The sequence below is a fragment of the Methylophilus glucosoxydans genome (assembly GCF_042676145.1).
GTDB classification, from domain to species: domain Bacteria; phylum Pseudomonadota; class Gammaproteobacteria; order Burkholderiales; family Methylophilaceae; genus Methylophilus; species Methylophilus glucosoxydans.
The window spans coordinates 91,116-109,474 of the sequence record NZ_JBHTJW010000002.1; the positions used below are offsets into that span (position 1 = coordinate 91,116).

The following is an 18,359-nucleotide window of genomic DNA, read 5'->3' on the forward strand; positions in this document are numbered from 1 at the left end:
CATTTTGGAGGTTATTTATGCAACAACGTATCAAGCTTGCCATCAGCGCATTACTGTTAGGCAGCATCAGCACCAGCGTATGGGCAGATGCTGAACTGGACACTTTAATGAAAGATGACAATCAGTGGGCCATGCAGCGTAAAGACTACGCAAATCAGGGCTATAGCCGCTTGTCACAAATCAACAAAGGTAATGTCAAACAATTGAAAATGGCCTGGTCGTTTGCCACTGGTGTGAACCGCGGTCACGAAGGTGCACCGCTGGTCATCGGCAATACCATGTTTATCCACACCGCATTCCCTAACAACGTGTATGCGCTGGACCTGAACGATGACCAGAAAATTCTGTGGTCTTATTTCCCTAAACAAAGCCCGGATGTGCAATCCGTCATGTGTTGCGACAACGTGAACAAAGGCTTGGGCTACGGTGACGGCAAGATTCTGCTGCAACAGAATAATGGCGTACTGGTCGCGCTGGATGCAAAAACAGGGGCCAAGGTTTGGGAAGTAACTGTCAACGACCCAAGAACAGGCGCGGCCAACACCAACGCTCCACACGTGTTTAAAGATAAAGTAATCACTGGCTGTTCAGGCGGTGAATTCGGTGTACGTTGCCATATCAGTGCTTACAACATCAAAGATGGCAGCCTGATCTGGAAAGCCTACAGCACCGGTCCAGACAGCGAAGTGATGATTGGACCAGACTTCAACAAGGAAAACCCACACTACAGCGCACTGTCTCTCTACGAAGACGTGAATGGCGGTAACAAAATGGGTGGTTCCTTCAAGAATCTGGACAAAGCACAACTGAAATTTCCAGAAGCCAACCTGGGTGTACGCACCTGGCTCAAACCACAACAGCAGAAAGATGGCTGGCAAAATGGCGGCGGCCCAACATGGGGTTGGTATTCTTATGATCCAAAATTGAACCTGATGTACTACGGCAGCGGTAACCCAGGTACCTGGAACCCAGACGTACGTCCAGGCGACAACAAATGGTCGATGACGATTTTTGCCCGTGACCTTGATACCGGCTTGGCACGCTGGGGCTACCAGATGACGCCACACGACGAGTGGGATTATGACGGCATGAACGAAATCGTGTTGTGGGAAGCAAACGGCAAGCAATTGGCCACCCACTTTGACCGTAACGGTTTTGGCTATACCTTTGACCGTACCAACGGCACGCTGCTGGTCGCTGAAAAAATGCACCCGTTCGTCAACTGGGCAACCAAGATTGATCTGAAAACCGGTATTCCGGTCAAGGATCCAAAATACTCTACGCACCAGGATTACAACGCAAAAGGCGTTTGCCCTTCTGCACTGGGTGTTAAAGACGAACAACCGTCCGCGTTTTCACCGAAAACCAAAACGTTCTATGTCCCGCTTAACCACGTGTGCATGACCTATGAGCCAGTTGAATCGAAATATGTGGCCGGTCAACCTTGGGTAGGGGCGACATTGACCATGTTTGCCGGTCCAGACGGCGTGATGGGTGGCTTTATGGCTTGGGATGGCCTCAAAGGCAAAGCTCAGTGGTACAACAAGGAGAAATTCTCTGCTTGGGGTGGCGCACTGGTCACCGCGTCTGATCTGGTCTTCTACGGTACGCTGGACCGTTGGGTGAAAGCACTGGATGCCAAAACCGGTAAAGAACTGTGGAAATTCCAAGTAGGTTCCGGCGTGGTCGGCAACATGATCACCTACGGTCACAAAGGCAAACAATACGTCGGCGTACTGTCTGGCATTGGTGGTTGGGCGGCCGTGGCGATGAACCTGGGCTTGACCAATGATACCGATGGCTTGGGTGCTGCCGGTGGTTACAAGGAACTGACTAAATACAACGCCGCACCTGGTGGTGGCGCCATGAATGTATTCAGCTTATAAGAGAGGAAGTCGCATGCAATTGTTTAACCAAACCTTGCTCGCCACGGCCTTGCTGGCTGCCACAGCCTCTGCCATTGCAGGGAGTGGCGCCGAGGCCTTGGCTCAAAAAAGCGGCTGCTTGCTTTGCCATGGCATCGACAAAAAAGTCGTTGGCCCGGCTTACAAAGAAGTCGCCGCCAAATACAAAGGTGATAAAACCGCTGAAGCCAAGCTGATCCAGAAGGTGAAAGCCGGTGGCAGCGGGGTATGGGGTGAAATGCCTATGCCACCGAACAGCCCACAAGTGAAGGACGAAGATATCAAGACCATCGTCCAGTGGGTGTTGAGTTTGTAGTTCCCCTGCGAAATAAGGCGTCGGTGGCCTGTGCAATATGGATGATTCACTTGCCCACTGACGTCCTGTTTCCAACCGTTTTACCATTGATCTCCGAGTGTGCCAACCCGCAAGGGTTGGCTTTTTTTTGCCCCAAAATTAGCCAAGCCTTAAAAGCGTTTACAATGCGGGCATGACGATCTCGCAAACCCTGTTTACACGCCGCATGCTGATGTGTGTCGCCCTAGGCTTCAGTTCTGGCCTCCCCCTGTATCTTTTGCTGCAACTGTTGCCTGCCTGGTTACGTAGCGAAGGCCTCAATCTCAAAACCATCGCCGCCTTTGCCTTTATGCAACTGCCCTATACCTGGAAGTTTTTGTGGTCGCCCTTGATGGACCGCTACAGCTTGTTACAAGCGCTGGGCCGCCGCCGCAGCTGGATACTGGGCACTCAATTGGCGCTGCTGGCCAGTATTGTGGGCCTGGGCATGTTCCATCCGCAGCAAGAAATCAGCATGGTCGCCCTGCTTGCCACACTGGTAGCGCTATTTTCGGCCAGTCAGGATATCGTCATTGATGCCTACCGCCGCGAAACACTGAGCGATGAAGAGCTGGGGTTGGGCAACAGCTTGTATGTCAACGCCTATCGGATTGCTGGCTTGGTCCCTGGCTCGCTGGCCCTGATTCTGGCAGACCATCTGGCCTGGTCGCAGGTATTTTTGGTCGTTGGCCTGTTTATGCTGCCTGGTATCGGATTTACACTGTGGGCGCAAGAACCCGTGATGGCCAGCGCGCCCAAAACCTTGCTCGCCTCCGTGATCGAACCTTTCAAGGAATTTATTAATCGCAGCGGCTGGCAGCATGCACTGTGGGTGCTGCTGTTTATCTTGCTCTACAAGCTGGGCGACAGCATGGCCACCGCACTCGCTACGCCGTTTTATATTGACATGGGCTTCAGCAAAACCGATATCGGCGCCATTGCCAAAGGCAGCGGCCTGGTCATGCAAATCGCCGGTGCCTTCGTTGGCGGCATCTGGATGCTGAAATTGGGTATTAACCGCGGTTTATGGATCTTTGGAGTCGTGCAGGCACTCTCCATCCTGGGGTTCGCCTGGCTCGCGGGCAGCGGCCCCTTTACCGAGATCGGTGCCCCGGAACGCAGCATGCTTGCGATTGTGATCGGCTTTGAAGCCTTTGGCGTTGGCTTGGGCACAGCGGCTTATGTGGCCTACATGGCACGCGAAACCAACCCCGCCTATACCGCAACCCAGCTCGCCTTGTTTACCAGCCTATCCGCCGTACCGCGCTCGGTTTTTAATGCTCTGACTGGTGGCATGGTGGAGGCACTGGGATGGCAGCAGTTTTTTTATGTGTGCACTTTGCTGGCAATCCCGGGGATGTTGCTGTTGTTTAAGGTAGCTCCTTGGCGGGAAAAATAGGTTTCTCGCAGACAAATATGTTTCTTTTCGACTCTTGACGAGTTACTTTTCTTTGCTTGCACAGGCTGTGATTTACTTTTGAGTGCGCTTTGGGATTTTGGAAGGGTCTATTTCGCCTTTAGGCGACCATTCTTTCTTATGCTTGTCCATAAGAAAGAAGGCAAAGAACAAGACACCCTAGCTTCCGCTTCATTCCTGCGTTGCTCGCCAAAACAAGCGGTCACGAAACTCGACCTGGCAGCTCACAAAATACGTGAGCTGCTGCGGGACTCGAACAGTCGCTCCCTTCTCCCTTGTTTTGGCTGCGCTACTCGGCGCGGCAGATAGGGGCCCAAAAACCACTGAGCGCCACACGTAGTGCATTAAAGGAAGAATTAGAGTTTTTGAACGGTCCAAATTTCAATAGTGTGAGTTTGGCAAGATGAATCCCATTCCATCACGCTGAGTAGCGGAGGCGAAGTGGGGGATGTCGGCCATCGGCTGTTTGAGTTCCGCAACAGCTCACGTTTTGTGTGAGCTGTCAGGGCGAGTTTCGTGACCGCTTACTTTGTTGATAACTAAGACTGCGAAGCAGTCTGTTACGGCGTAGGCTAACTTGCGCAGCAATGTTAAGCGTAGCGGCCGTAGCCAACAACGCAAGGAAGCCAAAGGCCGTGATGGCTGGGTGCCCTCTTCTTTGGTTACTTTCTGTGGGGCAAGCAACAGAAAGTAACTCGCCTAGAGGCGAAACAAACTCTTCATGCATTCGGCATCATATTAACAAAGTACTCACTAGAGCACTTGGATTCCGACCTACGTCAGAATGACAGAACGCACTATCCCAGCAAGCTAAAAAGAACAACCTTGCTTACTCAATCCGCATAATCCACAATCAACGGCGCATGGTCGCTAAACCGCTCTGCCTTATACACACTCGCCGCAGTCACTTTTGCACCCAATGCTGGCGTTGCTAGCTGATAATCAATCCGCCACCCCACATTCTTGGCCCAAGCCTGCCCACGGTTACTCCACCAGGTGTAGCACGCATCGGTGGTGTCCGGATACAGCGTCCGATAAGTGTCAACCCAGCCGACACGTTGCAGCACATCACCCATCCAGGCACGCTCTTCTGGCAAAAAGCCGGAATTCTTTTTATTGCCTTTCCAGTTTTTGAGGTCGATTTCCTGATGGGCAATATTCCAGTCACCACAAATCACGACGTCACGCCCCCCAGCAATCAGCTGCTCCAGATGTGGCAGAAATTTCGCCATCACAGCAAATTTGAATTGCTGCCGCTCTTCGCCGCTAGAGCCGCTCGGCAGGTATAAAGACACCACGCTTAGATTGCCGTACTGACATTCCAGATAGCGCCCTTCAGCGTCTATTTCGGCATGGCCCAAGCCAATAATCACCTTATCTGCAGGCTGCTTGCTGTAAATCCCCACACCGCTGTAACCTTTTTTCTCAGCATAATGAAAATAGCCGTGGTAACCAGGCGGCTGCAGCATGTCAGGCTGCATGTCACCTGCCTGGGCTTTGAGCTCCTGTAAACACACAATCTCGCCGCCACTATTCGCCAGCCAAGGCAAAAAGCCTTTGTTGCAGGCTGACCGTATGCCATTGAGGTTCAAGGTTATAATACGCATTGTTTAAATACTTTCTGCTTTTTTAAAATGACTGCCAACACACTCAGTGCCGATTTTATTGCTTTTTCCATCCACAAACAGGTATTGCGCTTTGGTGAATTTAAAACCAAAGCCGGCCGCTTGAGCCCATATTTTTTTAATGCTGGCCTGTTTGATGATGGTGACAGCATGCTCAAACTGGGTGAGTTTTATGCAAACAGCATTCTACAGTCTGGCTTGCAATTCGACATGCTGTTTGGGCCAGCTTATAAAGGCATTCCGCTGGTGACCGCGATCAGCATTGCATTTGCACGTCTGGGCCATAATTATCCGTATGCGTATAACCGCAAAGAAGCCAAGGACCATGGCGAAGGCGGGACGTTGGTCGGGGCTGCATTGAACGGCCGTGTGCTGATTATTGATGACGTGATTTCTGCGGGCACTTCTATCCGGGAGTCTGTTGAACTCATCCGCAAAGCGGGAGCCACGCCTTGCGCGGTCAGCATCGCCCTGGATCGCCAGGAAAAGGGGCTAGGGGAGTTGTCTGCCGTGCAGGAGGTTGAACAAACCAACCAGATGCCGGTGGTCAGTATTGCCAAACTGGCTGACCTGTTTGCCTATTTGCAAGGCAACGAAAAACTGGCGCAGTATTTCCCGGCCATCGAAGCGTACCGCGCACAATATTGCGTACGCTAAGCCGGCGGATCCCACCAAAAAGCGAGCATCGGCTCGCTTTTTTTATTTCAGCATGCCCATCAAGCGCGACATGATAAGTGCCGGATTATTCTCCACCACACCATTCGGCGTTAATTGATTCACCACATCGGGTAAATGTTCGGCAATTTTGCTGCTCAGCTCATCGGTCGTCATATTCAATTTACCGGCGATCCCGCTCAAAACTGCAGTCCCCAAGGCAACGCCGACTTGCTGAGCACTCACATTCAAATTCGCCCCTGTACCTACCCACGAATCAACCTGCTCGCTCAAGCCGCCGTTTTTCAGCGTTTGCAAAATGCCAGGCAAGCCACCGTATTGTTGAAATAGCTCCATCGCCAGTTTTGCCAATGGACCTTTATCACCCATGACCTTGTTCATCATGGCCCCAGCCATGCTATCGAATAATCCCATTCTGGGCTGCTCCTAGTTTATTGTCCAAATAGTTCTTCTTTTATTGCGCCCAGGCAACGATTACCCCGGCCTGGATCCGCCCTAGGCCGGAATGACAGATCCCAAGAGCCAATCAATCTGCTTTAATAACTATCTTAGAAGTAGATTGTTTACCGATTAAGAAAAGACCAATCAAAAACGCTCATGCTCGCCCAAATAACGCCATTGTCCCGGCGGTAACTTACCCAAGTTGATACTGCCTATGCGAATCCGTTTTAAGCCGACGACGTGCAATCCCACCAGTTCACACATGCGTCGAATCTGGCGCTTACGCCCCTCACGTAACACAAATCGCAGTTGATCTTCATTTTGCCAGGAAACTTTGGCAGGTTTTAACTGCACCCCATCCAGACTCAGGCCATGATTCAACAAAGCCAGGCCATTGGCACTGAGCTGACCTTCAACCCGCACCAAGTATTCTTTTTCAACGCTGGAGTCATCCCCGATCAGCTTGCGCGCAACGCGGCCATCTTGTGTGAGTACGAGCAGTCCGGTTGAATCAATATCCAGCCGCCCGGCGGGGGCCAAGCCACGCAAATGGCCTCGCTTGAAGTCGATACCGCTGCTATCTTCAGGCCATTGATTGTCTGGATTGACCAATACCACTGCTGGTTCATAGCCATCTTCAGCCTGGCCGCTGACGTAACCCACGGGTTTGTGTAGCAGAATGGTGACGGTTTCGGCCTGATGCTCTTTGGCATAGGCACTGATAATAATCTCGGCCGCTGGGTCAATGCGGGTGCCCAAGGTTTCAATGATTTCACCATTGACCTTGACCCAACCGTTCACGATCCAGTCATCGGCTTCGCGACGTGAGCACAAGCCGCGGTCGGCCATGACTTTGGACAAGCGGGGCTGCTGGTCAATGGCAGCGGGCGCAGGGGCTGACGGGCGAGGAGGGCGGTCATCGGTTTTTGCCATGCGTGGACGCGGCTGGTCGCGGTTGTATTGTCGACGGCCATCGTTAGCGGTGGGTGAGCGTCTCTCTTTTTGTTCGTGTTTACCATCAAATGCACGTGGCTTTTTATCACGCACGGCTTTTTCTTTGCGTGCGGGTAGCGCTTGTGCGTCGGGCGCTTGCGGCTCGGCTGCAGCCCGTTCTTTTTTGACAGGGGGCGCTTTGCTGCGGTCACGCAGCTCGGGTGAAAGTGGCCGCACCGGCTTTTCTCGTTTTTGTTCTGTGGCCGCGGGAGATTTATTGAGTTTGAGCGTAGACAAAGTAGTCGTCTCACCATAGAAAATGAATAAGACGCTATTGTAATTTATTTGACTGGCAGCGGACGAAAATTCAGGGTGCCAGGCTGTTTGCGGGCACTTTCTGGCATGTAGTGCAAAATACTTTCAGCACGCGACAATACGGGGTTTCGGGCAATAAACTGTTGTTTCCAGGCACGGTGCGGGTTGCGGATGATGCCCGCCAGCCAGGCAGCCTGAATCGGATTCATCTTGGCAGGCTCCAGGCCAAAATAATAGTTGGCCGCTGCGTGTGCACCACACAGCCCAGGGCCCCAATCCACCGTATTCAGATACAAATTAAGAATCTGTGTTTTGTTTAAAGTATGTTCGAGCTGCACCGCGTAGAGCAATTCTTCGATTTTACGCCTCCAGGTCCGTTCACCATTGGTGAACATGTATTTCACGACCTGCTGGGTGATGGTGCTGCCGCCTACCGCTTTATCCGTGCTTTCCTTACCTAATAGCTGACGCATTTGCGTGAGCACATAGCCGGGATGGTGCCTGAACTCGGCATCCTCGGCAATGATCACCGCCATCGGCAGCCAATGTCCCATGTTTTCATAACTGAGCCAGTGGACTTTTTCAGGATGTTTTTGCTCATCAAGCAAGGGGCAATCATACTGCACCGTCGACGCTGTGACCTTGCTGAGATCAAGCCCTGTCACTTGCAGCTGTTCAAGCTGAGGTTGTGCACTCCAGCTCTGCTTGGGCCAGCGCAGGGTGCCGCTGGCGCTAAGAATGCCTGAGACATGCGCCTGCGCGATGCTGGAGGAATGACTGGCCAAAGGCGCCAGCAAGCGTGCTAAGGGGGTAGCAGGCAGCGTCCAGTTAAGCTTTAAGGCGTGCATGGTGACTTTGCCTTCAAAGTTGATTTTGAAGGCGGGCGTGGGGGGCATTGCGGAAGGGGTATTGGGGAGCGCTGAGGACTGCGCAACTAGGTGTCCGTGAAGTTGCTGGCCATTCAGCTTGAGCCATAACTCGACACTTTCCAGCATCAGAGGCTTATCACTCACCGATTTAGCGATTAACCAGCATTGCTGGCAGTGGACACGCAAGCCGTCTGCATCATACAAGCGGATCTGGCCATGGTGCAGGCTAAATGCCTTGTGGTCCAGCCACCAGCGGCCAACCGGCGAGGTCGCCAGCATGAACAGCGGCAACACACGGACCTGAACGCCACTGCCTATCGGCAGCTTTATTCGCCAGGCAGTTTTATCATAGGGCTGCCAAATCCAGGCGGTGACGGCGAGCGTTGTCAGCAGGAAAGCTGCCAAGAGCGTGAGTAACAGGCGTTTGCACCAGAGTCTGACCATGTTGAGCAATGCTTAGACCACCAGGCGCTCCACAACCTTGCCTTGCTGCAGATGACTTTCGATGATGTCGTCAATATCGCTTTCATCGACAAAGGTATACCAGACCGCATCTGGATAGACGACCATGACCGGGCCAACGCCACAACGGTCCAGGCAACCGGCACGGTTAATCCGCACTTTGCCAGCCCCAGCCAAGCCTTGCTGTTTGACCTGCTTTTTCATGTAATCAAAAGCCGCTTCGGCACCTTTGTTCATACAACAGTCTTCACCGTTTTCACGCTGGTTCAGGCAGAAAAAGACATGGTATTGAAAGTGGCTTGGAGTCATCTAAATTGCCTCAGTAAATAGGGACTGCACATTACTCAGTCGAAAGTTGGTCATCCCTGGTAAAGTTCCAGGTACGGGTAATACTCAGCACATCGGTATCCTGACGTATGTCTTCAGTGAATACCGGAAACGGCGCGGCCAATTGCACAATGCGCCGTGCGGACTCATCGAGCAACCTGTGCCCGGAGCTGCGATGAATACGAATATCTTCTATCGACCCATCAGCCTTGATCGACACCGTCATCTGCAATTGACCATATAACTTTTGTGTTCGGGCCGCCTGCGGATAATTCAGGTTTCCCACACGCTCAATTTTTTGCCGCCATTGCTCCACATAATTCGCAAAGCGATATTCACGCGTGCGGGCACCGATAAATTGTCGCTTGGGGCGATTTTCATAGGCCTCCTGCTGCTTGGCAATCAATGCTTCCAGCTTGGCCATTTCTTGCATGGCAGCCAATTGCGGCTGTGATTGCTCTGGCAGCAATTTTGCCGGCGGTTGCTCTTTGCTGGATGGATGCGGCAATGTGGACGGCGCCTGCAGACTAGTGACCGATGTACTGGCTTTTAGTTGCGTCAGTAGTGCCTGTGCTTCTTGCTCCAGTTGGGTCACCCGCTGTTTTTCTCGAACCAGCTCAGACTCTTGCGGGGCCGCGGCAGGCGTTGCTGAGGCGGTGTTTGCCTGTGGCGTAGCGGGCAAGGCTGCTTGTAATTGCTGCACGCTGGGCAGCGGACTTTTCATCTGCCGCTTTTCATCGGTATTGCCGCCGCGATCAAGGTTGGCTTGTGCCAGCGCATCCGCTTTTTCTGGCGCACTGCGGGTTTTGCTGTTGACCAGCATCACCTGCAAAGAGGGAATCTGGTCTTTAAACGCCTTGAGTTCGGGCTGAAAATGGAGAGTTAGCAATACGGCGTGCACCAGTAAAGAAGCCCACAAGGCCCATACCAGTGGTGACTGTTTGCTGAAACCTTTCACGAGGCCCATGCGGCGTCTGCCTGTTTATCCCTGCAAAGCCTGCAATAATTTCTGGTGCACGCCGCCGAACCCGCCATTGCTCATCACCAGCACATGGTCGCCAGGTTTGGCCATGGCGCTGATAGCGGCCACTAACTGTGTCAGGTCATCAAAGGTTTGGGCTTTGTGCTGAATCGGCGCCAGCGCCGCTGCAGCATCCCAGCCCAGGTTGCTGGCGTAACAAAATACGGCATCGGCATCACGCAGGCTCTCGGGCAGGGCCTCTTTCATTACACCTAGTTTCATGGTGTTAGAGCGCGGCTCGAGGACGGCCAGAATGCGAGCTGCGCCCACTTTGGCACGCAAGCCTGCAACCGTGGTGGCAATCGCGGTAGGATGGTGGGCAAAATCGTCATACACCGTGATATCGTTAACCACGCCTTTGACTTCCATGCGGCGTTTGACGTTTTTGAATTCGCTCAAGGCCTCAATCGCTATGCAAGGTGCAACACCGACATGGCGGGCGGCAGCAATCACAGCCAGCGCATTATTACGGTTATGTTCGCCGAGCAGATTCCAGCTCACATTGCCCTGGCGCTCACCGTTAAAAAACACATCAAAACGACCTTGGGCGTCCACATGTTGCACTTGCCAGCCACTCGCGCTGTCTATGCGCTCCACAGCACTCCAACACCCGCGTGCAAGTACCCGGTCCAGGCTTTCTTGTTGGTTCGCAACCACAAGACCTTGCTGAGGCACGGTGCGCACCAGGTGATGGAACTGCTTTTCAATGGCGGCAAGGTCGTCAAAGATATCTGCATGATCGAATTCCAGATTATTCAGTACGGCTGTACGCGGACGGTAATGCACGAACTTTGAGCGCTTGTCGAAGAAAGCGGTGTCATATTCATCGGCCTCAATCACAAAGAAAGGGGAGACCGATTGCGGATCTTGCCTGGGTGTTTGTGGCAACCGCGCAGAAACACCAAAGTTTTCAGGCACGCCGCCAATCAAAAAGCCCGGCGCCAACCCGGCGTACTCCAGCACCCAGGTCAGCATCGAAGACGTGGTGGTTTTGCCGTGTGTCCCGGCCACGGCCAGTACCCATTTACCTTGCAGCACATTCTCTGCCAGCCACTGTGGTCCAGAAATATAAGGCAATCCCTGATTGAGGATTTCCTCCATTAAAGGATTGCCGCGCGTCACCACGTTGCCAATCACGTAAATGTCAGGCTGCAAGCCGGTTTGCGAAGGATCAAAGCCTTGGATCAACTCAATGCCCTGAGCCTCGAGTTGGGTGCTCATAGGCGGGTACACATTGGCATCACAGCCAGTGACCCGATGCCCGGCCGCCTTGGCCAGCACGGCGATGCCGCCCATAAACGTGCCACAAATGCCAAGGATGTGAATATGCATAGAATTTACCAGAACAGATTAACGCATGCATTTTACCAAACAACGTCTGGCAAAACGGTAGTGATGTGATTCAATTTGACGCAAATAAAGACTGATATGCCCGGCAGTGGGCAGTGATATCTTGCGCCTGGAAAATATCGCTGATCACGGCCAGTGCATCCGCGCCAGCCGTGATCAATGGACGGGCATTCTCCAACGTTATCCCCCCAATGCCAACCACCGGCACAGACAACTGTTGCCTGGCTTGCGCAAACAACGCAGTCTCGGCACGCGGCGCATTCGGCTTGGTAGAAGAAGGATAACAGGCGCCAAAAGCCACGTAATCCGCCCCCGCAGTTTGCGCGTGTTCCGCCAGCGAAAACTGGTTATAGCAAGAAGCGCCAATGATTTTTTGTTTACCGAGCAGGGCGCGTGCCTGCGTGATGGCACGGTCATGCTGACCCACATGCACGCCATCTGCATCCAGATGAGCGGCCAGATCAACATGGTCATTAATCAAAAAGGGAATCTGAGCGCCACGGCATAATGCCAACAAGGCTGCCGCTTGCTCCAGACGCAAGGCCTCGGTGGCCGTTTTATGACGGTATTGCACAATGGCAACGCCTCCACGCAAGGCCTGCGTCACCTGTTCGCACAACAGTGCAGTGTCATCACAATCTGGCGTGACCAGATACAAACCTTTAATGCTGAAGCTCACTCGCCTTTTCCTGTACCTCGGACTCACGTGCCCAGAAGAAACGGTCGGGAATAAACTGCCCCATGCCCGGCCTAAAGGCGTGACGCAGGGTTTGCCAGGTAAATTCCTGTGCTTCGTGCACGGCTTCTTCCATACTCAAGCCATGTGCCAAACATGCGGTGATGGCACTGGTGAGCGTGCAGCCAGAGCCATGATAACTGCCAGGCAAACGTTCCCAGTGATAATCCTTGATCAGGCCAGGCACGCCATTTTGTAAACCATACAAACTGTTCACGACGTCATTTGAACGCTCGTGCGTGCCCGTGATCATCACATATTCAGCCCCCATGCCCAGCAGGCGTAGCGCACATTCTTCAAGCGAGCTATGCTTCACCTCGTCGCTTTCATCGTAATAGGCCAGGCGACGCGCCTCCAGGCTATTAGGCGTAATCAGAGTGGCTTGCGGGAACAAGAGCTCGCACATCGCGGCCTGCATTTCTTCATTCGACAACTCGTCGCCGCGGCCAGACGCGAGAATCGGATCGATGATGAGCGGCACATCCGGGTAATCAGCCACAATCTCGGCAATCACTGCCACATTTTCAACGCTCCCCAGCAAACCCAATTTAAACGCGCTGACGGAGACATCTTCCAGAATGGTGCGTGCCTGATCATTGATCAGGTCTGCATCCAGTGGCATCACGCTCTCTACCCCCACTGTGTCTTGCGCGGTAATGCCAGTAATCACTGACAAGGGGTAGCACCCGATGCTGGAGAGCGCCAGAATATCGGCCTGCACACCTGCACCACTGCTGGGATCTGTGGCCGCAAACGTTAAAACGGTGGGAGGGGTATTTGCCATGAAAAATCCTTTGGAGCGGCTGACGGGAATCGAACCCGCGTATCAAGCTTGGGAAGCTGGCGTTCTACCATTGAACTACAGCCGCAGATGAACGGGCTCTATTTTACTTGGTGTTAGCATGAATACAAAACATTATTCAGCATAAAAATAAAGCCGGACAACTGTCCGGCTTTATTCGCACTCAAGTGATTAAATACAATTTGAGTTCACGCCATCCGGCAATTTAACCCCAGAACTCAGGATAGGGGTACTACCCAGGTGATCTTCATTCACTGGACAAGCCACTGCATCAGGATCATCGTCATCACCCGCAGCAGGGTTCAGAGAAACGATGGTCATCGTATTCAAAGCAGGGTTAGTTCCGACCAGGCCACCTAAACCAGCGTTGTCACGGGGAGAGATATTCAACAGCGTGGTTGGAGGAGTAACTGGTAGCGCCGTATATATCAAGCCATTCCCAGAAGAGTTTAGTTGTTGAATGTTATTTTTAACTGCATCATAACTTGTACCAAACTGTTGAAAGTTAACTTTAGCCAACACATTAGAACCAGGTTGACTCCTATCTGGCGAGGTTGAATAGATCAACCACCGACCATTAGTGCCTGTTGAAATATCAGAGTTACTGCTATTTCTGTAATCACGGCCAGCGACCTGTGTTACTGCATTAGTAGAGGTACTTGTTGTGTTGATATCCCCATTTTGAATCACATCTTGACCAGCACGGACAAAAATATTTGCAGAGTTTCCATTCACACCAGTACCAGTTTTAGCACCCGCATTATTAGTGATCCCACCAAAAGTGACATCGCCAGTGGTTGCTACTAAATTAACGGCACCCGCAACGCCACCAGACTTATTCGTACCATTCCCGTCTGCACCAGATGCAGTGATCTTTCCAACTGTGAGGTTAGTGCCCGCGGTAATATTTATACCCCCCGCGCTCTTACCATCAGTATCACTTCTCCCAGCACCAGCACTGGTATTGATATCACCCGTTTTAATTTCTCCTGCTGCATTCATGGTGACTTTAGCACCGATATTATTAATTCCACCATTGGCGTTAACATTGCCCGTAGTTATGTTGCCTGCTGAGCTAGCCAGGGTTACATCTCCAGATAGCGTTGAACTCGCCGATGTTGAGCCAGCATCTCCAGCACTGGTAGTAATACTGCCAACAGTAATATTATTTACTGTATTGATAGTAACCACTCCACCTTGTCCACCGCTGCCTAATGTTTGATTAGAAACTGAACCACTTGTATTGATATTACCCGTCATGGTCAGACTGTTGGCCTTAATCTCAACATTGCCACCATTGGCACCAGTACCAGGACCAACTCCTGCACCAGCAGCATTAATATTGGCATTGCCAAGGTTTATATCCCCTGTAGCCTCCATTTTTACACTCCCAGCAATACCATTGAATATATTGCCTGTCGTGTTGATATTCACACCGGGCTGGTTTACGGCTATGTTCGCTGCGGAAAGAAATACCCCTCCACTCCCGCTCGTGATATTTGCGTTGATATTGATATCGCCGCCATTTTGACCATCTTTATCTGCTGTCAAACTAATCGAGCCAATTGGCCCTGATTGAATATTTGCATTTGCATTTACATTAATATTGTTATTTGCTTCCATTCGAACACTGCCAGTTGCTTGAGTCATATTCAAAGCGCTACTAACAGTAATATCATTAGTTGCCTGCAAAAATAGTTCGCTAAAGCCGATTACATCTTTAACGTCTATAAAAGTATCAACACCCCCAGTATTATCAGCAAACGCAACGTCAGGCCCTGCTACATCTGCTGGCACCTTAGTCGAGTTACTACCTAAAACGATATTCGTGGGATCAAATAAAACCGAGCCGCCAATACCATTGGCTGCACCAACATTGACATCCCCAAGCATGGCGAGATACTGCTTGCCAGAAACCTCAACAAACCCACCGTTACCTTTTGACGCACCACCTTGTGCAAAAATATCCCCATAGTAACGGGTCAAATCATCTGCCCAGACCACCACTTTGCCGCCATTACCTTCTTCAATGGCATCCGCTTTGATCGTTGCACCGCTGGCGACATAAGTGGTTCTTGCGTTGTAAACCGCGTCATTTTTACCTTGGTAATCACCCCCTACCAATACTTTGCCGCCGCCTTTATCACCAGAAGCATCCAGCACAGCGCCGTTCATCAAAGCCACTTGCTCACCTGTGACCTCAATGCTGCCGCCAGTAGTGTTCAGACCTTTCGCAATCAGGCGACCAGACACTTCAACCTTGGCATTATCTCCACCCTCCAGACGGATGACGCCATTACGTTCGACCAATTGATTAGCCTCAACAATCCCGGAGATATTGATTGCAGAAGCACGGGCATTGGTAGCCATTTGTACAAAGCCGCCATCGGCATAGATAGCGCCGCTGTTTTTGATATTGGCCTCGAGAGCATCCCCCGAGAGCTTCGCCTTTATAAGACCATTACCGAAGAAATCCAGTGTTGCCTCTTGTGCCGATCCGAGCACAACACTGCCATTATTTGCGACCAACGTACCGGTATTTTCTACTGATTTACCAAGCAGAACGATATAACCTTCATTTTTAGCTTTAATAACACCATGATTGACAATAGACCCCATATTGTCAGTGCCTGTAAATTTATAACGTCCGGCCAGAAAATCATCATCGGTAATTTTTAATGTGGAGAGGATAATATTTCCAACATTAACTTCAGAACCTTTGGCAAAATAAATGCCGTTGGGATTCACAAATAAAAGCATATTGCTAACATTAAACTTGCCTTCAATTTGCGAAGCATCAGGCCCGGTAATCATAAACATTGCTCGGTCGCCAGCATGCTGATTCAAGTTAACTGTTTCGTTTGACCCAATATTAAAGCTATGCCAAGAAGCCTTGAGAGCGGAGGTTGTCTGATTGATGTCAAGCGTGGTGCCATTGTTACTCACATCAAAAGTTGCATGCCCAATGTCCAGCTTTGCATCAGAAGGGAGCGCATAAGAAACGCCTGAGGCTGTGAGCGCGGCGACTCCTAAACTCACTCTTAATCCAAGCTTAGCTGACTTACTTAATCGAGCACTAAAAGTAAGGCTTTGACTCTGTATTCTGCTACTTACGGACAACGATTTTTTGCCTTTGCTACGCGCTGTCTCTGCAACTACAGCCCATGCATTTTGCACATGACTCCACACCAATCTGTAGACGTGGTTTAAGGATGCTGCTTTCATGACACTTCTCCTTGTTAATAATAAACGCCACTGATCTCATGACCAGTGGGTTACCATCACTTCTCTCATATTCCTGATATGGATGTAATTTTGATTCAGGAATTTTTTTTTGTATGTAGCCCAGTATGACTAACGCTATTCATCTGGGCTACTTATGATTTATGTCAGGTTCAAAGCCTGTTTATTGACTGCTAGAAATACTAGAAACTCTTTCTTAGCTGCCCCCACAACTGGTATTCAGTATTACTACCCGAACCATCCAGATCACGCTTTTGCTGGGAGTAGGTGGTCGTTAATACCCACTGCCCTGGAATCTGGATATCAGTACCGATACCCACATGTTGGGAGCGGACATAGTTAGTGCTGCCAATCGGGTCATGATTTAACTTGCCACGACCCGCATCGTAAAAAACAAACGGCGTCACAGCTTGGATGTAGGGAGTCACGTCAGCGCCCGTGGTCGCAAAAGTACGGCGCAAATCTGTCCCAGCCATCCAGCCTTGGTCTGCCTGGCTGGGGATATCAGAGAATTGACGCCAGCGGTTAATGGCCCCAATACCAAAGCGCTCTGCGATATCAAGGTTACTATTTGTGCCTTGGTAATCTGCCCGCACAATCCAGTTAACGCCATTGTCGAATACCTGCGTACGGCTGGAAGTCCAGTTCCATTTGGTAAAACTGCCCTGGGTATCAAGTTGAGACCTATCCGTATCCTTTGCTGAGGCATCCTTGAATGAAACATTCCCTTGCGTGAGCACCAAACTCCATTGATAAGCAACGTCACCGGTCTCATTGATCCAATCACCTAACACGCCGAGCTCAAGGCTGCTAATGTTACGGCGGTTGTTAATAGAAAATGCCTTCACATCGTCATCCAGAATTTTGTAGTTGCTACCCACTTTGAATGAAATGCTTTTTTTGGTTTCACGTAACCAGGGATGTTCTAAAGACGCATAAAAATAATGTGCATCGCCCGACGCATCAAACTGTTTGAAATCGCGACCAAGCTCATAATCTACATAGCTGTAAGCCAGATTTAAAATATTACCTGCACTGCCAACAGGGGTCAGATACAATCCACTCAATGAGCGCTGACCTTCATCTCTGGAAACTTTACCCACCACCGCCAATTGATCTCCACGACCGTTCAGGTTGTTGACGGCACCGCCAAAACCTAATGTTTCTCGACCGGTGTAACGGTTGCCGTAAGTGTTTGCCGCAACATACCCACTGTAACGCGCTCTGGGTTCAACAGACACAGCCACATCTGAACTGCCCACAGCCTCACCGGGGTTGAGCTGAGAGGTGACCTGAATGCCCGGCAAGCCGTTCATCACCATGATATTGCGCACAAGGTTGCGCTCATTAAGCACATCCCCCTTGTTCAAGCCGTACTCGGAAACAGACTGGAAATACGACTGATCCAGCCCTTCACCGGTTTCGGCTTTCACCTCGCCCAAAGTACCTTCCAGAATCGCCAACTCAACCACAGCTTCTGCTTCAGTAGTTTTTTGCAAATCTTGCGTAGGCAAATAGACTTGTGTCAGCAAGTAGCCACGTTGGCGGTAATAGTTCCGAATGGTACCCACCGCTTCATTCAGCTCGCGCATACCCACTTCATGGCCAGTCAGCGAGGCGACTTGTGCTGCAAGAACCTCATCTGAAAACTGTTTGTTGCCAGAAAATTTGAACGCCTTTACCACAATCTTCAGACTGGATTTCTTTTGTTTTTTTTCTGGCTGTGGCGTTTCTTGTGGCACCTGAATAATGGGCCGTGGCTCTGGAATAATCGGTCTAGGGATATTGGGCTGCAAGGGCTCAGGGAACGAAACGCCCCCTGCCAAAACCTGCGAGCAATATCCCATGACCAGCCAAGGAATCAGGCGCATACCTGTCGTGTGTTTTTTCAAGATGACTCCCCAA

At 51.1% G+C, this 18,359-nt stretch carries 15 protein-coding genes and 1 tRNA gene; 4 read left to right on the forward strand and 12 right to left on the reverse strand.

Annotation, left to right across the window (positions count from 1 at the left end; all coding sequences use genetic code 11):
• Positions 1 to 17: 17 nt before the first annotated feature.
• The 3 genes from ACFQ1T_RS02990 to ACFQ1T_RS03000 all read left to right on the forward strand — a co-directional run bounded on the left by ACFQ1T_RS02990 (position 18) and on the right by ACFQ1T_RS03000 (position 3,637).
• Positions 18 to 1,886, forward strand: coding sequence for a methanol/ethanol family PQQ-dependent dehydrogenase (locus tag ACFQ1T_RS02990; protein WP_194749611.1), 1,869 nt, complete (start codon positions 18 to 20; stop codon positions 1,884 to 1,886).
• A 13-nt stretch (positions 1,887 to 1,899) separates the two neighbouring features.
• Positions 1,900 to 2,220 (forward strand): c-type cytochrome, encoded by a 321-nt coding sequence (locus ACFQ1T_RS02995; protein ID WP_194749612.1) that lies wholly within the window; start codon positions 1,900 to 1,902, stop codon positions 2,218 to 2,220.
• 172 nt (positions 2,221 to 2,392) lie between these two features.
• Complete coding sequence (locus ACFQ1T_RS03000; protein WP_338655868.1) at positions 2,393 to 3,637, forward strand: AmpG family muropeptide MFS transporter; 1,245 nt, start codon at positions 2,393 to 2,395, stop codon at positions 3,635 to 3,637.
• An 851-nt stretch (positions 3,638 to 4,488) separates the two neighbouring features.
• Here ACFQ1T_RS03000 and ACFQ1T_RS03005 read toward each other — a convergent pair.
• On the reverse strand, positions 4,489 to 5,262 hold the full coding sequence (locus ACFQ1T_RS03005; RefSeq protein WP_379073873.1) for an exodeoxyribonuclease III: 774 nt from the start codon (positions 5,260 to 5,262) through the stop codon (positions 4,489 to 4,491).
• Between the two features lie 27 nt (positions 5,263 to 5,289).
• Here ACFQ1T_RS03005 and pyrE point away from each other — a divergent pair, with 27 nt between their 5' ends.
• Positions 5,290 to 5,937: an orotate phosphoribosyltransferase gene (pyrE, locus tag ACFQ1T_RS03010; RefSeq protein WP_379073875.1), complete on the forward strand. Its 648-nt coding sequence runs from the start codon at positions 5,290 to 5,292 to the stop codon at positions 5,935 to 5,937.
• A 42-nt stretch (positions 5,938 to 5,979) separates the two neighbouring features.
• On the opposite strand, the gene ACFQ1T_RS03015 is transcribed toward pyrE, so the two are convergent.
• From ACFQ1T_RS03015 to ACFQ1T_RS03065, 11 genes are all read right to left on the reverse strand, one after another.
• A complete protein-coding gene (locus ACFQ1T_RS03015; RefSeq protein WP_379073877.1) occupies positions 5,980 to 6,369 on the reverse strand; it encodes a YidB family protein in 390 nt (129 codons plus the stop codon).
• 171 nt (positions 6,370 to 6,540) lie between these two features.
• Complete coding sequence (locus ACFQ1T_RS03020) at positions 6,541 to 7,626, reverse strand: pseudouridine synthase (RefSeq protein ID WP_379073879.1); 1,086 nt, start codon at positions 7,624 to 7,626, stop codon at positions 6,541 to 6,543.
• Between the two features lie 44 nt (positions 7,627 to 7,670).
• Positions 7,671 to 8,957, reverse strand: coding sequence for a biosynthetic peptidoglycan transglycosylase (locus ACFQ1T_RS03025; protein WP_379073881.1), 1,287 nt, complete (start codon positions 8,955 to 8,957; stop codon positions 7,671 to 7,673).
• 12 nt (positions 8,958 to 8,969) lie between these two features.
• Positions 8,970 to 9,284 carry a (2Fe-2S) ferredoxin domain-containing protein gene (locus ACFQ1T_RS03030; RefSeq protein WP_194749691.1) on the reverse strand — a complete coding sequence of 105 codons (315 nt, stop codon included), beginning with the start codon at positions 9,282 to 9,284 and terminating at the stop codon, positions 8,970 to 8,972.
• A gap of 31 nt (positions 9,285 to 9,315) precedes the next feature.
• Positions 9,316 to 10,269, reverse strand: coding sequence for an energy transducer TonB (locus tag ACFQ1T_RS03035; RefSeq protein WP_275357535.1), 954 nt, complete (start codon positions 10,267 to 10,269; stop codon positions 9,316 to 9,318).
• Positions 10,270 to 10,284: 15 nt separating this feature from the next.
• Positions 10,285 to 11,655 carry a UDP-N-acetylmuramate:L-alanyl-gamma-D-glutamyl-meso-diaminopimelate ligase gene (gene mpl / locus ACFQ1T_RS03040; protein WP_379073884.1) on the reverse strand — a complete coding sequence of 457 codons (1,371 nt, stop codon included), beginning with the start codon at positions 11,653 to 11,655 and terminating at the stop codon, positions 10,285 to 10,287.
• Between the two features lie 70 nt (positions 11,656 to 11,725).
• Positions 11,726 to 12,352, reverse strand: coding sequence for a thiamine phosphate synthase (gene thiE, locus ACFQ1T_RS03045; RefSeq protein ID WP_379073886.1), 627 nt, complete (start codon positions 12,350 to 12,352; stop codon positions 11,726 to 11,728).
• The gene (gene thiD, locus ACFQ1T_RS03050) at positions 12,336 to 13,193 is read right to left on the reverse strand and encodes a bifunctional hydroxymethylpyrimidine kinase/phosphomethylpyrimidine kinase (RefSeq protein WP_313984730.1); all 858 of its coding nucleotides are present in this window, start codon (positions 13,191 to 13,193) and stop codon (positions 12,336 to 12,338) included. The genes thiE and thiD overlap by 17 nt, the downstream gene beginning before the upstream one ends.
• Positions 13,194 to 13,204: 11 nt before the next feature.
• Positions 13,205 to 13,278: transfer RNA gene (locus ACFQ1T_RS03055), tRNA-Gly, on the reverse strand.
• Positions 13,279 to 13,382: 104 nt separating this feature from the next.
• Positions 13,383 to 16,436 carry a two-partner secretion domain-containing protein gene (locus tag ACFQ1T_RS03060; RefSeq protein WP_379073888.1) on the reverse strand — a complete coding sequence of 1,018 codons (3,054 nt, stop codon included), beginning with the start codon at positions 16,434 to 16,436 and terminating at the stop codon, positions 13,383 to 13,385.
• A 200-nt stretch (positions 16,437 to 16,636) separates the two neighbouring features.
• Positions 16,637 to 18,346 (reverse strand): ShlB/FhaC/HecB family hemolysin secretion/activation protein, encoded by a 1,710-nt coding sequence (locus ACFQ1T_RS03065; protein WP_379073890.1) that lies wholly within the window; start codon positions 18,344 to 18,346, stop codon positions 16,637 to 16,639.
• Positions 18,347 to 18,359 lie beyond the last annotated feature (13 nt).

What these genes read in the sequence shown, in the direction of transcription:
- ACFQ1T_RS03035 (WP_275357535.1), bottom strand. Translation starts at nt 10,269, where the DNA reads ATGGGCCTCGTGAAAGGTTTCAGCAAACAGTCACCACTGGTATGGGCC.
- ACFQ1T_RS03060 (WP_379073888.1), bottom strand. Translation starts at nt 16,436, where the DNA reads ATGAAAGCAGCATCCTTAAACCACGTCTACAGATTGGTGTGGAGTCAT.
- ACFQ1T_RS02990 (WP_194749611.1), top strand. Translation starts at nt 18, where the DNA reads ATGCAACAACGTATCAAGCTTGCCATCAGCGCATTACTGTTAGGCAGC.
- ACFQ1T_RS03000 (WP_338655868.1), top strand. Translation starts at nt 2,393, where the DNA reads ATGACGATCTCGCAAACCCTGTTTACACGCCGCATGCTGATGTGTGTC.
- ACFQ1T_RS03005 (WP_379073873.1), bottom strand. Translation starts at nt 5,262, where the DNA reads ATGCGTATTATAACCTTGAACCTCAATGGCATACGGTCAGCCTGCAAC.
- mpl (WP_379073884.1), bottom strand. Translation starts at nt 11,655, where the DNA reads ATGCATATTCACATCCTTGGCATTTGTGGCACGTTTATGGGCGGCATC.
- ACFQ1T_RS03030 (WP_194749691.1), bottom strand. Translation starts at nt 9,284, where the DNA reads ATGACTCCAAGCCACTTTCAATACCATGTCTTTTTCTGCCTGAACCAG.
- thiD (WP_313984730.1), bottom strand. Translation starts at nt 13,193, where the DNA reads ATGGCAAATACCCCTCCCACCGTTTTAACGTTTGCGGCCACAGATCCC.
- pyrE (WP_379073875.1), top strand. Translation starts at nt 5,290, where the DNA reads ATGACTGCCAACACACTCAGTGCCGATTTTATTGCTTTTTCCATCCAC.
- ACFQ1T_RS03025 (WP_379073881.1), bottom strand. Translation starts at nt 8,957, where the DNA reads ATGGTCAGACTCTGGTGCAAACGCCTGTTACTCACGCTCTTGGCAGCT.
- ACFQ1T_RS03015 (WP_379073877.1), bottom strand. Translation starts at nt 6,369, where the DNA reads ATGGGATTATTCGATAGCATGGCTGGGGCCATGATGAACAAGGTCATG.
- ACFQ1T_RS02995 (WP_194749612.1), top strand. Translation starts at nt 1,900, where the DNA reads ATGCAATTGTTTAACCAAACCTTGCTCGCCACGGCCTTGCTGGCTGCC.